The organism is Mycolicibacterium neoaurum ATCC 25795 (assembly GCF_000691525.1).
Classification (GTDB): domain Bacteria; phylum Actinomycetota; class Actinomycetes; order Mycobacteriales; family Mycobacteriaceae; genus Mycobacterium; species Mycobacterium neoaurum.
This window is the reverse complement of the sequence record NZ_JMDW01000003.1, coordinates 20,717-35,920: the sequence shown is the minus strand read 5'-3', so window position 1 is coordinate 35,920 and position 15,204 is coordinate 20,717. Positions and strand designations below refer to the sequence as shown.

Annotated in this window: 15 protein-coding genes; 4 read left to right on the top strand and 11 right to left on the bottom strand. The window is 66.6% G+C overall.

Going from position 1 to position 15,204, the window contains the following annotated elements; translation table 11 throughout:
• The first annotated feature begins 2 nt into the window (after window positions 1-2).
• Together fadD17 and lpqN are read left to right on the top strand one after the other, a co-directional pair.
• Window positions 3-1,514 carry a long-chain-fatty-acid--CoA ligase FadD17 gene (gene fadD17, locus IC40_RS0101960; RefSeq protein ID WP_030133095.1) on the top strand — a complete coding sequence of 504 codons (1,512 nt, stop codon included), beginning with the start codon at window positions 3-5 and terminating at the stop codon, window positions 1,512-1,514.
• 131 nt (window positions 1,515-1,645) lie between these two features.
• Entirely contained in the window at window positions 1,646-2,335 is a 690-nt protein-coding gene (gene lpqN, locus IC40_RS0101955; protein WP_030133094.1) for an envelope biogenesis lipoprotein LpqN, read from the top strand.
• On the opposite strand, the gene IC40_RS0101950 is transcribed toward lpqN, so the two are convergent.
• Both IC40_RS0101950 and IC40_RS0101945 read right to left on the bottom strand, forming a co-directional pair.
• On the bottom strand, window positions 2,332-2,901 hold the full coding sequence (locus IC40_RS0101950; protein WP_234411633.1) for a hypothetical protein: 570 nt from the start codon (window positions 2,899-2,901) through the stop codon (window positions 2,332-2,334). The genes lpqN and IC40_RS0101950 overlap by 4 nt on opposite strands.
• A complete protein-coding gene (locus tag IC40_RS0101945) occupies window positions 2,898-4,079 on the bottom strand; it encodes an NADH:flavin oxidoreductase (protein WP_030133092.1) in 1,182 nt (393 codons plus the stop codon). The genes IC40_RS0101950 and IC40_RS0101945 overlap by 4 nt, the downstream gene beginning before the upstream one ends.
• A 27-nt stretch (window positions 4,080-4,106) precedes the next feature.
• Between IC40_RS0101945 and IC40_RS0101940 the strand changes: the two genes are divergently transcribed.
• Complete coding sequence (locus tag IC40_RS0101940; RefSeq protein ID WP_030133091.1) at window positions 4,107-5,081, top strand: NAD-dependent epimerase/dehydratase family protein; 975 nt, start codon at window positions 4,107-4,109, stop codon at window positions 5,079-5,081.
• On the opposite strand, the gene IC40_RS0101935 is transcribed toward IC40_RS0101940, so the two are convergent.
• The 3 genes from IC40_RS0101935 to IC40_RS0101925 are packed head-to-tail and all read right to left on the bottom strand — an operon-like array spanning window position 5,043 to window position 8,426.
• Complete coding sequence (locus tag IC40_RS0101935; protein ID WP_030133090.1) at window positions 5,043-5,606, bottom strand: helix-turn-helix domain-containing protein; 564 nt, start codon at window positions 5,604-5,606, stop codon at window positions 5,043-5,045. The two genes, IC40_RS0101940 and IC40_RS0101935, sit on opposite strands and share 39 nt — an antisense overlap.
• 49 nt (window positions 5,607-5,655) lie before the next feature.
• Window positions 5,656-6,777, bottom strand: a complete 1,122-nt coding sequence (locus IC40_RS0101930) for an NAD(P)H-dependent flavin oxidoreductase (protein WP_030133089.1) — start codon at window positions 6,775-6,777, stop codon at window positions 5,656-5,658.
• On the bottom strand, window positions 6,774-8,426 hold the full coding sequence (locus IC40_RS0101925) for a medium/long-chain-fatty-acid--CoA/3-oxocholest-4-en-26-oate--CoA ligase (RefSeq protein ID WP_030133088.1): 1,653 nt from the start codon (window positions 8,424-8,426) through the stop codon (window positions 6,774-6,776). Before IC40_RS0101925 ends, IC40_RS0101930 begins: the two co-directional genes overlap by 4 nt.
• A 79-nt stretch (window positions 8,427-8,505) precedes the next feature.
• Here IC40_RS0101925 and IC40_RS0101920 point away from each other — a divergent pair, with 79 nt between their 5' ends.
• Complete coding sequence (locus tag IC40_RS0101920; protein WP_030133087.1) at window positions 8,506-9,306, top strand: crotonase/enoyl-CoA hydratase family protein; 801 nt, start codon at window positions 8,506-8,508, stop codon at window positions 9,304-9,306.
• Here IC40_RS0101920 and IC40_RS0101915 read toward each other — a convergent pair.
• The 6 genes from IC40_RS0101915 to IC40_RS0101890 form a co-directional block, all read right to left on the bottom strand.
• Window positions 9,269-9,850, bottom strand: coding sequence for a hypothetical protein (locus tag IC40_RS0101915; protein WP_138158183.1), 582 nt, complete (start codon window positions 9,848-9,850; stop codon window positions 9,269-9,271). The genes IC40_RS0101920 and IC40_RS0101915 overlap by 38 nt on opposite strands.
• Before the next feature lie 12 nt (window positions 9,851-9,862).
• Complete coding sequence (locus IC40_RS0101910; RefSeq protein ID WP_030133085.1) at window positions 9,863-10,237, bottom strand: hypothetical protein; 375 nt, start codon at window positions 10,235-10,237, stop codon at window positions 9,863-9,865.
• A 388-nt stretch (window positions 10,238-10,625) separates the two neighbouring features.
• On the bottom strand, window positions 10,626-11,576 hold the full coding sequence (locus tag IC40_RS0101905; RefSeq protein ID WP_051644253.1) for a TAXI family TRAP transporter solute-binding subunit: 951 nt from the start codon (window positions 11,574-11,576) through the stop codon (window positions 10,626-10,628).
• Between the two features lie 19 nt (window positions 11,577-11,595).
• On the bottom strand, window positions 11,596-12,966 hold the full coding sequence (locus IC40_RS0101900; RefSeq protein WP_030133083.1) for an MFS transporter: 1,371 nt from the start codon (window positions 12,964-12,966) through the stop codon (window positions 11,596-11,598).
• Window positions 12,967-13,088: 122 nt separating this feature from the next.
• Window positions 13,089-14,504 (bottom strand): sensor histidine kinase, encoded by a 1,416-nt coding sequence (locus IC40_RS0101895; RefSeq protein ID WP_030133082.1) that lies wholly within the window; start codon window positions 14,502-14,504, stop codon window positions 13,089-13,091.
• Window position 14,505: 1 nt separating this feature from the next.
• Window positions 14,506-15,168, bottom strand: a complete 663-nt coding sequence (locus IC40_RS0101890; RefSeq protein ID WP_030133081.1) for a response regulator transcription factor — start codon at window positions 15,166-15,168, stop codon at window positions 14,506-14,508.
• Window positions 15,169-15,204 lie beyond the last annotated feature (36 nt).

Genomic DNA, 15,204 nt, shown 5'->3' with positions numbered 1-15,204 from the left:
ACGTGGACAACCCGACCGGCCCGACCGTGGGCGAGCTGCTCGCACCGTTGGTCGACGTCGTTGACCGCGGCGTGCATGACGAGACGTCGTTCACGCCGTGGCGCGACCACATCGCCGCGGGCGCCGCCTTGGCCGCCGCCCTGGGCGCTCGCCTGGATGCCGCCCGGCCACCGCATATCGGGGTGCTGTTGGGCAACACCCCGTTCTTCTCGACTGTTCTGGTCGCTGCGGCCCTATCCGGCCTGGTCCCCGTCGGACTCAACCCGACGCGGCGCGGCGCGGCGCTGGCGGCCGATGCCGAACGTGCGGACTGCCAGTTCGTGCTGGCTGACTCCGGTGCGGACGTACCCGCGGGGGTTGTTGCCATCGACGTCGAATCCGATACGTGGGCAACCGAACTGGCCGCATACTCCGGCACTCCGGTGACGTTCGCGCCGATGTCCGGTGACGATCTGTTCATGTTGATCTTCACCTCCGGCACCAGCGGTGAACCCAAGGCGGTGCGGGTGACCAACGACAAGGTCGCCTTCCCCGGCCGGATGCTCGCCGAGCGGTTCGGGCTCGGGCCCACCGATACGTGTTACCTGTCCATGCCGTTGTTCCACTCCAACGCCGTGATGGCCGGGTGGGCGGTGGGGGTCGCGGCCGGAGCATCCATCGCACTGCGCCGGAAATTCTCGGCCTCGCGCTTCATCCCTGATGCCCGCCGCTTCGGTGCCACCTACGCCAACTATGTCGGCAAACCGCTGTCCTACATCCTGGCCACCCCCGAGCAAGACGATGATGCCGACAACCCACTGAAGTTCCTGTACGGCAACGAGGGTGCGCCCCGCGACCTGCCACGCTTCGCCCAGCGGTTCGGCGTGCACGTGGTCGACGGATTCGGTTCCACCGAGGGCGGGGTGGCCATCGCGCGCACCCCCGATACCCCGGACGGATCACTCGGCCCGCTCACCGACGAGGTCGCCATCGTCGACATCGAGACGGGCACACCCTGTCCACCAGGGGTCGTCGGCGAGATCGTCAACCCGACCGGGTCGGGTTGGTTCCGTGGCTATTACAACTCCCCCGATGCCGAGGCCGAGCGGATGTCCGGTGGCATCTATCACTCCGGAGACCTGGCCTATCGTGACGATGACGGCTATGTGTACTTCGCCGGACGGCTCGGAGACTGGATGCGGGTCGACGGTGAGAATCTCGGCACCGCCCCGATCGAACGAATACTGCTGCGGCATCTCGATATCACCGAGGTGGCGGTCTACCCGATCCCCGATCCGGCGGTCGGTGACCGGGTGATGGCGGCGATCGTGCTCGCCGATGGTGCGCATTTCGATCCCGAGGCCTTTCGTGCGTTCCTGGCCGATCAACCCGACCTCGGGCCCAAACAATGGCCGTCTTTCGTGCGGGTGGCCACCGAACTGCCGCGGACCGAAACGTTCAAGGTGCTCAAACGGGAGTTGTCCGCCGAGGCACTGGACTGTCCCGATCCCGTCCATCCCTGCCGCCGGGACTGACCTGAGGCCCGCCGTGGCCGGAGTCGCAGCCGCGCTGCGTCGGGGGTAGGTGGGCTACGCTTCCGGTCGGAGGGCATGGCCGACCAAAGCCACGTATGCCATGAACCTGAGACCTCATGACGGAGGGTTTGATGAGGACGTCTGCGCTCACCGGCGTCGCCGCACTGGCCACCGCGGTCGGCGTGCTCCTGTCCGGCTGCGGCTCGACCACCGTCGACGGCACCCCGGTTGCGGCACCGTCGACATCGGGTCGCACCTCCGCGCCCCCGCCCGCGCCGCGTGACGAGGGCACTCCCGGCTCGTACGAGACCATTGCCAGCTATATCAGCCAGAACGGTATCCAGGAGACACCGGTCAAGCGCGGCGATCCTGGTTCGCCCACCATCGATCTGCCATTCCCCGACGGTTGGCAGGATGCCGGCCCCGATACCCCCGAATGGGCCTACGGCGCGATCGTCTACACCGGATCCGAGGCGGCCGAGTACACCCCGAGCATCGTGGCGTTGATATCCAGACTCAGTGGGAATGTCGACCCGGCGAAGATCATCGAGCTCGCCGCCGGCGAATTGCAGAACCTGCCGGACTATGAGGCCCTGACCGATGGCACGACCAGTCAGTTGAGCGGCTTCGACGCCTATCAGCTCGCCGGGACCTGGGAGCAGGATGGGCTGCGGAAGTTCGTCGCCCAGAAGACCGTCGTCATCCCCGGAAGCGACGGTCTCTACGTGCTCCAGCTCAATGCGGACGGTCTGGCCGACCAGGCCGATATCCTCGGTGCGGCAACCGATGTGATCGACACCGAAACCGTCATCACGCCCTAACCGTGGGTGAACGGGCCCACCCACAGATGCGCCCGATGCCGGCGTACCGCAGACTCGATGCGGGCGCCGGCATCGCCGTACGGGGAGACCGTGAAGCGGAAGCAACCGGCCGACAGACCCGGGGCCGGTGTCGCCACCTGTTGCCAGTCATTTCGCAGCCGCGGGTGCCCGGTGGTCTTCTCGGCATCGGTCAGGTAGATCTCCAGGGCCGCCATGGTCCTGGTCTGCAGGCCGCGGTAGTTGCCGGTGTACGAACCGAATCCGACTCCGGCGATCTCATGCCAACCGATGGTCTCCACGGTGCGCCCGTCGAAGGGGTGAATGCCGGCAGCGTCGATCATCAAACCCATACCGCGCACCGCCTTCGGTGCACGCCACGCCACCCATCCGAAGGGAACCGCCAGCGCGGCCACCCCCAGCCACCGCAGCACAAGTTCAGCGCCGGCGTACGAGCCGGACAGCAGATAACTCAGCGGTACGACCCAGAGCACCGCGGTCCCGGCGAGCACACCCATTGCCAGGGCCGGACTCCACCTGACCAGTATGATCCGCTCGGCATCGTTCACCCCGGCATTATGGCCGCCTCGCGCACCACACACCGCGTACCGGAGTAGACGGTCGGCATGCATTTCATGCAGTGCACGCACAGACCGGTTTCGCGGTCGCCACGCTCGAACCGGTTGACCAGGTCGGGTTCCCGCAGCAGCGCCCGTGCCATGGCGACGAATTCGAACCCGTCCTGTAGCGCCGTATCGACGGTGGTCAATCGATTGATTCCGCCGAGCAGGATCAGCGGCATGCGCAATGTGTCACGGAACTGGCGCGCCGTGTCGACGAAGAAGCCTTCTTCGAACGGATACTCCCGAAACAGTCTGCGCCCCATCACACGCAGGCCCAGCCCGACCGGTGCGGGCTGGGAGGCGATGAACTCCGCCATCGGCACCTGGCCGCGGAAGTAGTACATCGGATTGCTCAACGAACTCCCACCCGTGAGTTGTAGGGCGTCAAGATGCCCGTCGTCCTGCAGGAGCTTCGCGGTGATCAGGCTGTCTGTGAGCCAGAATCCACCGGGCACACCATCGTCCATGTTGAACTTCGCCGTGACGGCCACGGTGCCGCCGACCGCACGGCGGACCCGCTCTGCCACCCGGCGGGCGAGTTCCGCCCTGCGCCACACATCACCGCCGAAGGCATCGCGCCGCTTGTTGAGGTTGGGACTGAAAAACGAGCTGAGCAGATATCCGTGGCCCATGTGGATTTCGATCGCGTCGAATCCCGCCGCCACCGCATGAGCTGCGGCCGTGCCGAAATCGTCGACGACAGTGGCCAGTTGGGCTGCGGTGGCCGTTCTGACCCGGCCCATCGCCGGCGCGCTGATACGCGCACTCGGTGCCAACGTCGGCTGCCGGTTCGACATTGTGTTGGCGACCAGACCTGCATGCCCGATCTGGGCACACACCTTGGCTCCTTCGGCATGCACGGTGTCGGTGAGCGTGCGCAGCGCCTCGGCTCGGGCCGCGTCCAGGACGATGGTGTCGCGGTGCACCCTGCCCCCGGGTGAGATGGCCAGGTAGGCAACGGTCGTCATCGCGGCTCCGCCACGGGCCACCTCGGCATGGAACGCGATGAGTTCATCGCCCACCCGACCGCGCGGCATCACCCCCTCGAAGGTGGCGGCCTTGATGAACCTGTTCTTGAGGGTCAGCGGACCCAGCCGATGTGGTGTGAAAGCTTTCGATACCATTGGCATCGAAACATACCAGGAGTTCGCATGCATATCGCCATCACCGGTGGCACCGGGTATCTCGGCGCACACATCACGCGCGCACTGCTCGCCGCCGGACATCGGGTCCGCCTGCTCGTCGCGCCGGGTTCGAGCGCCGACCCGGTCATCGGGCACCTCACAGTCGAGGGTGAAGTGGCACCTGTCGAGGGTGATGTGCGCGATACCGCCACGGTCGAGCGGCTGTTGCGGGGCTGCGACGCGGTGTTACACGCCGCCGGAGTGGTCGGCACCGATCGCCGGCGAGCGCGATTGATGTGGGACATCAACGCCTACGCCACCGAAACCCTGTTGCTCCGGGCCGTCGACGCCGGCCTGGATCCCGTTGTCTGCGTGAGCAGTTACAGCGCCCTGTTCCCGCCACCGGATGGGGTGATCACCGAGAGCACCCCGCCGGCCGCCGGACGCAGCCCGTATGCGCAGACGAAGGCGTACGCAGACCGGGTGGCACGACGCCTGCAGGAACGCGGTGCGCCCGTGGTGGTGAGCTACCCGTCCAGCGTGGTCGGCCCCGCCTGGCACACCGCACCGGGGGTGACCGAACGCGGCTGGGCTCCGATCGTGGCTCACGGTCTGGCGCCGCGGATGCCGGGCGGTATGCAGATGATCGACGTCGTCGACGTCGCCGACGTCCATGTGCGATCGATGGTTCCCGGGCGCGGCCCGCAACGATACGTCTGCGGCGGTGAGATGGTGGCCTTCGACGACATGATCGATCTGTTGGAACGGGGATCAGGCCGGCGGATTCGGCGGATAGCGCTGGCACCCGGTCTTTTTCGTGGCATAGGAAGGGTCGCCGATCTGACCGGCCGGGTGCTGCCGCTCGGCGACGGGATCAGCTACGAGGCAGCGCTGCTGCTGACCTCGGCGACACCGACCGACGATCGGCACACCCGGACCGCGCTGGGTATCGATGCATGGCGCTCACCCCGGCCGGCGATCCTGGCCAGCCTGCAGCGCTGAGGTCAACAGCTCGACCATCCGGTCCTGAAGCTGCGGGGAGTTGTCCTCGTCGGCCACCGTCGTCACGAACAACGCCGCACCGGCCGCCATTGCCAGGGCCGCCCTGGCATCCAGCTCGGCCCCGTGACCGTCCTCGGCGAACAGCTCCACGGCCGGGCCGCTGAACCCGGTCCACAACTGCCTGCGCAGTTCGGCGTTCTCCCGCAACGCCAACAACAGCCCGGGAACGGCCGCCCGGACATCGGGACGGGTGAACAGCTGATGACTGCCACGCACCACCCAGTCGATCCAACCGGCCCGGTCGGTGCCGGAAAATGGTGCCATGTCCGGGTTTTCTCCCAGAATCGCGTGCAGCACCAACTCGGCCTTGGAGGACCAACGCCGGTTCAGGCTGGCACGTCCGACCCCGGCGCGGGTGGCGACCAACCGCACACTGAGATCATCCCAACCAACCTCCACGAGCAACTCGCGGGTCACCGCCAGCACCCGTTCGTCGATCGAGGCGTCGCGTGGTCGACCGGTCATGCACCGATTCAACCGTACCGGCGGGTGGCGGCGTGCCACCCGCCGCGGCTCAGCCCTGTGCGATCCCGTCCAGACGTTTGGTGGCGGCCTCGAAACCACTGACCAGTTCGGCGATGATGTCGGCGACCGGCCGGATCTCGTTCATGCGGCCGACGATCTGACCGACCGGCATGGCCACCGCGGTCGGGTCCGAGGACTCGTTCATCCGCTGATGCGCCTCGCTGACGAGGATGTTCTGCAGGGGCATCGGCAACGGATCGGGTGCGGTGTCGGCGTCCCAGGCGTCGGTCCAGCGGCTCTTGAGCAGTCGCGCGGGCTTACCCGTGTAGATCTTTCGCCGCACGGTGTCCGCCGACGTGGCATCCAGCATCGCCTGCTGGATGGTCGACACCCCGGAGGACTGCCGCACGCCGAGGTCGTACTCGGCAGAGGTCAGGAAGGCGGAACCCATCCAGACGCCCTGCGCGCCGAGGGCGAGTGCCGCCGCGACCTGGCGCCCGGTGCCGATACCGCCGGCAGCCAGCACCGGCGTCTTGCCGTCGAGGGCATCGACGATCTCCGGCCACAGCACCACCGAGCCGATCTCCCCGGTGTGCCCGCCGGCCTCATGCCCCTGTGCGACGACGATGTCGACACCGTTCTCGGCATGGCGCAGCGCATGTTTGGCGCTGCCGGCCAGCGCCGCCACCGGCACACCGGCGGCATGCGCCTGGTCGATGACATCCTTGGGCGGCGAGCCCAGCGCATTGGCGATCAGCTTGATGGGGTGCTTGAGCGCCACGTCGACGTGGCTGCGCGCCACCGAGTGCAACCAACCCAGCACGCCCTCGGACTTCTCCTCGTCCTCCGGCAACGGCGGCACGCCGAGGTCGGCGAGCGTCTTGGCCACGAAGTCGCGGTGTGTCTCCGGGATCAGCTTGTTGATGTCGACGCTGGTGCCCTCGGTGGGCACCTTGGCCGGCATGACGATGTCCACACCGTAGGGCTTACCGTCGGTATTGGCATCCATCCACTGCAGGACGTTCTCCAGGTCGTCGGCGTCGTTGAACCGCACGCAGCCCAGCACGCCGAGACCGCCGGCCTTGCTGACCGCCGCAGCCACCTTCTCCGACGGGGTGAAGACGAAGATCGGGTATTCGATACCGAAACGTTCGCACAGTTCAGTTTTCATGCTTTTGCTCCTGCATGCTTGGCGTGCACGTCATCGGCGGCACGTTGTTCGGTGGTGTCCTTGGCCCAGCGGTAATCCGGCTTGCCGGCCGGAGATCGCTTGACCTCGTCGACGAGCCACAGGCTGCGCGGCACCTTGTAGCCGGCGATTTCGGTGCGCACGTGGGCGTCGAGGTCGGCCAACGTCGGCCGGGTGCCCTCACGGGGTTGGACGACCGCGGCGACGTGCTGGCCGAAGCGCTCGTCGGGCACGCCGACGACCAGCGCGTCGAACACGTCAGGGTGTCCCTTGAGCGCGGCCTCGACCTCTTCGGGGTAGATCTTCTCCCCGCCGGAGTTGATCGAGACCGAGCCGCGACCCAACATGGTCACGCTGCCGTCGGCCTCGACCTCGGCGTAGTCACCCGGGATCGCGTACCGCACACCGTTGTACGTGCGGAACGTCTCGGCCGTCTTCTTCTCGTCCTTGAAGTAGCCGACCGGGATGTGCCCGCATTTGGCGATGATGCCGCGCACGCCCGAACCGGGCACGACTTCATTGCCATCCTCGTCGAGCACCTTGGTGTTCTTGTCGATCGTCACCCGGGGGCCACCGGTATGGCTCTGTCCCTTGGCCACGATGCTGGTGCCACCGAATCCGGTCTCCGAGGATCCGATCGAGTCGGTGATGACGCGGTTGGGCAGCAGCTCCAGGAACTTTTCCTTGAGGCTGGTGGAGAACAGCGCCGCAGTGCTGGCAAGCAGGAACAGACTCGACAGGTCGTAGGTGTTCCCCTCGTCCTGATGCGCCAACAACGCATCCAGCAGCGGGCGGGCCATCGCGTCACCGGTGAAGAAGAGCAGGTTGACCTTGTGGTCGTGGATCAACCGCCACACCTGATCGGCGTCGAATTCCGGTGTCAGCACCACGGTCTGGCCGGAGAACAGTGCCATCCAGGTCGCCGACTGCGTCGCGCCGTGGATCATCGGCGGGATAGGCAGCCGCACCATCGGCGCGTTCTCCTTGGCCTGCTTGGACAGGTCGTATTCATCGGCGATCGGCTCGCCGGTCGCGAAGTCGGTGCCGCCGAACAGGACCCGGTAGATGTCCTCGTGGCGCCACATGACGCCCTTGGGGAACCCGGTGGTGCCACCGGTGTAGAGCAGATAGATGTCGTCCTGGCTGCGCGGACCGAAATCGCGTTCCGGCGAGCCCTTTGCGAGTGCATCTTCGAACGGGACGCCGCCATAGCGCGCGAAGTCATCGTCGGTGCCGTCCTCGACCACCAGGACCGTCTTGACCAACGGGGTTTCGGGCAGCACATTGGCCACCCGGTCGGCGTAGCGCCGCTCGTGGATCAGCGCCACCATGTCGGAGTTGTCGAACAGGTACTTCAACTCCCCCTCGACATAGCGGAAGTTGACGTTGACCAGGATTGCACCGGCCTTGATGATGCCCAGCATCCCGATCACGATCTCGATGCGGTTGCGGCAGTACAGGCCGACCTTGTCATCCTTCTTGACACCCTGGTCCAACAGGTAGTGCGCGAGCCGGTTGGCCCGCTCCTCCAGTTGGGCGTACGTCAGCTGTTCGCCCTCACAGATCAGGGCTACGCGGTCGGGCACGGCGTCGATGGCATGCTCGGCAAGATCGGCGATGTTCAGGGCCATGGCACCTAAACTAGAACGTGTTACATTTTTGTTCAAGTAGCACCCGCACAGCAGTCCGAACGCAGAGAGGCGATACCCGATGAGTGAGACCGCCAAAGGCCCCGACGCCCTCATCGAGCAGCGCGGACACACCCTCATCGTGACGCTCAACCGGCCCGAGGCCCGCAACGCCCTTTCCGGTGAGATGCTCTCGATAATGGTCGAGGCCTGGGACCGTGTCGACAGCGATCCGGAGATCCGCACCTGCATCCTCACCGGCGCCGGCGGCTATTTCTGCGCAGGCATGGATCTCAAGGGTGCCGCCAAGAAGCCGCCCGGCGATTCCTTCAAGGACGGCAGCTACGACCCCTCACGGATCGACGGGTTGCTGAAGGGTCGTCGTCTGACGAAGCCGCTGATCGCCGCGGTCGAAGGCCCCGCGATCGCGGGTGGCACCGAGATCCTGCAGGGCACCGATATCCGCATCGCCGGCGAGAGTGCGAAATTCGGAATTTCCGAGGCCAAGTGGAGCCTGTACCCGATGGGCGGGTCCGCGGTACGCCTGGTTCGCCAGATTCCGTACACCATCGCGTGCGACATGCTGCTGACCGGTCGTCACATCACCGCGGCCCAGGCGCTGGAGTACGGACTGATCGGGCACGTCGTGCCGGACGGCACGGCGCTGGAGAAGGCACTGGAGATCGCCGAGGTGATCAACAACAACGGTCCACTGGCGGTGCAGGCGATCCTGAAGACCATTCGCGAGACCGAGGGCATGCACGAGCTTGACGCGTTCAAGCCCGACACGGCCAACGGCATACCGGTGTTCCTCTCCGAGGACGCCAAGGAGGGCCCGCGGGCCTTCAAGGAGAAGCGGGCGCCGAACTTCCAGATGAAATGAGCGCCGGGCGCTCGGTGCGCAAGCCCCACGTGGCGACCGCACCGGCCACCCGGTCGACGTCCGAGTCGGTATCGACCAATGCGTAGTGCGACGAGAGTCCGGTCCGCCCGTTGATCGCGCATTCGTAGTGCACCCGGCGAACGACGTCGCGCAACCACGTCTGTACCGCCGACCGCCGGTCCGGCGCGAGCCCCCGCAGCCGACACGCCACCACCAGCCGGCGGGCACCGCCGCCGAGCACCGCGGTGACGGCCGCATCCGACGTATCACGCGCGCAGCGTCCCCGTCGACGCCATCCGATGTAGCCGTCGCCGTCCACCAATGACCTTGCCGCGCAGCCGGGATCGACGATGACCACGACCGTGTGGACCGACTTCTCGGATAGGGCGGCCAGGTCCCCCGACCCGCCATCCGCGGAGTGCCGGACACAGGGCGACGGACCGCTCACGACCACCCGGCCGGACGCTGTGACGCGCTCGGCCACCTTCGACGCCAGCACCGATTCCGGCCCCAAGATGGCAACTGCCCCCATTGAGCTGGACATGACACACTCCGATCACACGGGCTCGGCCCGGGATTCGACGTCCGCCAGTACGTTTTCGATCACCGCGCACGCCTGCGCGATACCGCAGTGGTAACCGGGTCCCACATCCTTCGCCCGGTTCACCGCGACCGATAGCCGGTCGAGGATCCGCGCGAGTGCCGAGCGGACCATCGCGCGTTCCCGTCGCGTCGCACCGATGCCGTGGCGGTGCAAGCCCGAGGCCGATCGCGCCATCTCGTCCAATGCACAGATCCGGGCGTACCTGGTGGCCGCGGCGTGGCCGCGCCGATACTCCGGATCGTCGTATTCGGGAACCGTCGCCGCGATCATCGCGATCACCTCCGTCAGTTCGGCAGCCGCGTTTGCGCACCCTTCATCGAGAAGCATTTTCCGTCATATTCTTTCCATGAAACGTCGATCATAAATACGGACGTCGCCTAATTACGATTCAATAGACCATTTAAAATGGCGGCGAAATTGCAATTCGCCGCCGCGTGATCGCGTCGTCATCCCATCGGAGATGAGGCGGTCCGATTATGAGAAACCAGTAAAAACTGGTCAGCGCGAGGGCTTTTTGCGGCGAACCACCGTCTCGGCCGAGAGTTTTTCGCGCTTGGCGGCCCTTTTCTCCTTCAGGGTCAGGGTCGCTTTTCGGAGCTCTCGCCCCTGAGATTTACTAGCCATTTTTCCTCCTGTGCGCTAGCAATACCTTCGAGGCCCGACCATACCCGAGAAAAAAATAAAAGCCAGTTGCAGAAAATGGCGGTGGTATTCGTCAGCCGTGCCTGCGGCGGTACTCCGCCACAGCACCGGGGTGCAGGGGCACGGCCCCGGTCTGGATCAGGGATTGCGCGTCGAGGAACTGGCTGCCGATCGCCTGGGCGGGAACGAGCGCGGCGGGTTTGTCGAGCAACAGATCCACCATCACCGCGACCACCGATTCGGCGAGGTCGCCGTGCGCAAGCAACAGGTTCGCCACCCCGACGGTGGTCACCGCCGGATGATGCCCGTACACATCCGCAGGCACGGTCACGGCTTCGTACGTCGTTCCGTGACGCCGACGCAGGGGTGCGACCACCGTCGTGAGATCCAACAACCGGATACCGACGACGTCGGCGAATGCCGGTGTCGGGAGACCACCGGCCCACATGACCGCATCCACCGAGCCGGCTTTCAGCGCGGACGCCGCCGCGTGCATCGACTGCACCACCCGCCGCACCGCGCTCGGTTCGGCCAATCCTGCCGCGGCGAGCACCCGTTCGGACAACCTTGTCGCCCCCGACCCCGGCGCTCCGACGCTCACGACGCGGCCGGCGAGCTCCGCCGGTGACCCGATGGGAGAGTCACCGCGCACCGCCACCTGGAAGTAGTTCTCGTAGACCCGACCGACAGCGGTCAGGCCGTCCGCAGCGGTGTCATCCTGCGCGGTGTCACTGAGACTCATCGCCAAATCGGCGTGCCCGGAGCGGAGCATCTGCAAGTTCTCCGCCGAGCCGCCGGTGACCACCGGTTCGAGGTGCACTGAACCGGCCCGGTCGGCCGCCGCCGCGAGCAGACCGGAGAACTCCCAGAAGAAGCCGCCGGGCTCACCGGCGGCCAACCGGACCGGCGCCACGGCACCGCGACCGCACGCGGAGGCGGCCAGCGCGGCCGTGAGCGCCGCGAGGCCCCGGAGTGCGGACCTGCGATCCCACACCGGGAGGCTCGACGACACCGCGGATGACATGATCAGCCAGCGTAGATCGTCACACGAATGCGCGGCCCTGCTCGCGATCCAGCGCGGTCTCGGACTTGTTCTTCAGGACGAAGATGTAGACCAGCAGCGATACCGCGATCACCACGGTGACGTACCCGATGAACCATCCGACATGACCACCGCCCTTTGCGGCCTGGTAGATCAGTGGCGCCGTCCCGCCGAAGGCCGAGTTGGCAAGGGCGTAGCCCAATCCCACGCCGAGCGCCCGGATATGGGACGGGAAGAGTTCCGCCTTCACGATGGCGTTGATCGAGGTGTAGCCGGTGAGGATGACATAGCCGACGCAGACAAGGGTCAATGCCGTCGCCGCCGAGGTGGTCTGCGGCAGGTAGGTGATCAGCACGTAGGTGTAGATCAATGCGCTGGCGCCGAAGAACACCAGCAGCGGCTTACGGCCCACCTTGTCGCTGATCAGCCCGCCGATCGGCTGGATGGCCATCAGGAACGTCAGACCGATCAGATTGATCCACGTGGCCGTCATGCCCTGATCCTCGAAGGTGGACTTGACGATTGCCGGCGCGTTGACGCTGTAGGTGTAGAAGGCGATGGTGCCACCGATGGTCACGAGGAAGCACACCAACAACGCCCGCCAATGCCCGATCACCAGCTCACGCATGGACCCGGAACCCTGGTCTTCACCGCGGCGGACCGCCTCGATCTGTTCCGGAGTCAGCGACTCGTCCATGCTGCGGCGCAACCAGAAGACCACCACGGCAGCCACGCCCCCGATGAAGAAGGCTATGCGCCAACCGAATTCCTCGATCTGCTGACGGTCCAGGAACACCTGCATGACCAGCAGCGTGAGCTGGGCGAGCACGTGACCGCCGACCAGCGTGACGTATTGGAACGACGAGAAGAATCCGCGCCGCTCCCGGGTCGCCGCCTCGGACATGTACGTCGCCGACGTACCGTACTCGCCACCGGTGGCGAAGCCCTGGACCAACCGGCACAACACCAGGATCACCGCGGCCCAGACCCCGATGCTCTCCCGGCCCGGGGACAGCGCGATCACCAGCGAACACGCGGCCATCAGCGACACGCTGAACGTCAGCGCCGCCCGTCGGCCGCGTCGGTCGGCGAACCGGCCGAAGAACCACGATCCAACCGGGCGCATCACGAAGGTCACCGCGAAGATCGCGTAGACATAGAGCGTGGAGTTCTTGTCCGCCGAGTCGAAGAACTGGTTCTCGAAGTACGAGGCGAACACGGTGTAGACGTACACGTCGTACCACTCGACGAGGTTGCCCGACGAGCCGCGCAGGGTGTTGAAGATCGCCCGCCGGGTGGCTGCCGGCGAGGATGCGGGGGGCGGAGTTCCGGGCCCGTCCCCGGCCGGCTCTCGGGTGGCCGAACTGGTCATGTCTGTCCTCCTTGTCCGCGACGCCCCGCACGGATGAGCCCGCGCCGACATCGTTGTCGCTCCCTACTGTGAAGGCTGTCACAGCGACATCGGAAGACGCAGCATGAACTCCTAACAGTCCCTTAGGACGAATGTGTGTCCACCGGCGCCGGGATCCGCATCGTCAGGCAGAGCCCGCCGGACGGACCGGAGTCGACCTCGAAGATGCCCCCGGCACGTTCGACGAGGGCGCGGGCGATGGCAAGGCCCAGCCCGGAGCCCTGGCCCACGGTGTTGGCAGCCCGGAAGAAGCGGGTCGCCACCCTCGGCAGGTCCCTGGCGGGCACACCGCGGCCGTCATCCCATATCAGCAGGATGGCACCGGCGCCGTGGCTGGCGACGGTGATCTGTGCGTGGGCATCCGGTCCCGCGTACTTGGCGATATTGCTCAGGGCGATATCCATGATCTGGGTCAGGTCCTGTTCCGATATCGCTGCCGGGACGGCCGGGAGCATCTCGACGGTGACGCCGATACCGGCTTCGGCCATCGCCGCCGCCCAGAACTCCACCCGCTCGGCGGCGACCGCACCGACATCATCGGTGTGGCCGGCCGGGTCGGTCTCGGCACGGCTTTCCGCGCTCGCAAGGGCGAGTAGATCGTTGACGATGCCGGTCAGGCGGTCCACTTCCAGCGTCGCCTTGTGGTAGGCGGCCGCCGATGATTCGGGTAGCGCCATGCCCAGCGTGTCCAGACGCATGCTCAGTGCTGCCAACGGATTTCGCAGTGCATGCGCGGAGTCGGCGATCAACCTGCGCTGTGCGGCGTCGGCGGCGTCGATATCGCGGGCCATCGCGTCGAAGGTGGCCGACAGTCGGCGCACCTCATGCGGTCCGGCGTACCGACCGGGGATCGGCTCATCGTCGGTGGGTGGATCGGCGGGGGCGCGGTCGCGCACGCGATGCCGCAGCGACACCGCGCGGCCCGCCAGATCGGTCAGCGGTCGTACCGTCCACCGCGACAACGCAACCGCGATCGCCGAGGCCAGTACCAACAGGCCCGCCGCGCCCGCGGCGATGAGCGCCCACGCGCGACTGATCTCGGTGCGGGCGGCGGCCGTCGACGCGGCAAGCACCACCGCGCCATCGACCTGCGTGCCGGTGCCGACCGGTACGGCGATCAGCACCCGCTCGGGTGACCACGGCGTGACGGTATCCGGGAGGCGGCTGCGCTGATTGCGTAACGCATCGGCGGCGGCATCGGCGAACTCACCGTCGTCATCGCCCACCCCCGCCGCCGCACGCGGCCTACCGTCGCGTCCGACGACGACCACCGGCTCGTCGTAGAGCTGGTGGTAGCGCTGGAGCACCTGCTGCAGTTCGGGATCGGGCGCGTCATCGGCACGGGCGGCCAGATCAGCGAAATAGGAGGCCGCCGCGAGGCGATTCTCGCCGAAGCGCTGCATCCGCTCGCGGCCCAGCGTGATCGCCAGCGGCACCGCGAGTCCGACGACCACGATCGCCGAATAGACGACCAGCACGAGCAGGACACGTCGCCACATCTCATGGGCCCCAGCGGTAGCCGTACCCGCGGATGGTCGCGATCGCCTCGGGCCTGCCGAGCTTCGCGCGCAGCGAGGTCATGTGCACATCCAAACTGCGAGAGATGGCCACGTAGGCATCGCCCCAGATGGCATCCATCAGTTCCTGCCTGCTGACAGCTTCTCCCCGACGTGCGACGAGATGCGCCAGAATCTCGAATTCCTTTGGTGCAAGTGTGATCTCGTCACCGGCTACTTCGACACGGCGAGCGGCGAGGTCGACCACGATGTCACCGGACCGGATCGCCTCGAGCTCAGGTGTCGCCGTCGTGGCGGTCCGCCGGCGCGCGGCAACCTCGATACGGGCTCGCAGTTCGCCCAGCCGTGCCGGCTTGACCACGTAATCGTCGGCACCCGCCCGCAAGGCGCGCACCACTGAGCGTTCGTCGTCACGGGCGGTCAGCACCACCACCGGGATCTGGCTGACGCCGCGCAACCGGCGCAGGATGGTCATCCCGTCGTCGTCGGGTAGCCCGAGGTCCAACAGCGCGAGGTCGACGTCGCGGTGGTTCAGCAGCAGATCTGCACCACGCCGCATCCGTATAGGTGCATGGCCGACCTGAGCGAGCGCGTCGACGAGCGCCTCACCGACGCCGTCGTCGTCCTCCACCACCGCGATACGCATCGGATCAAAGGTACGACAACTGCCGTCGAAGTCAGG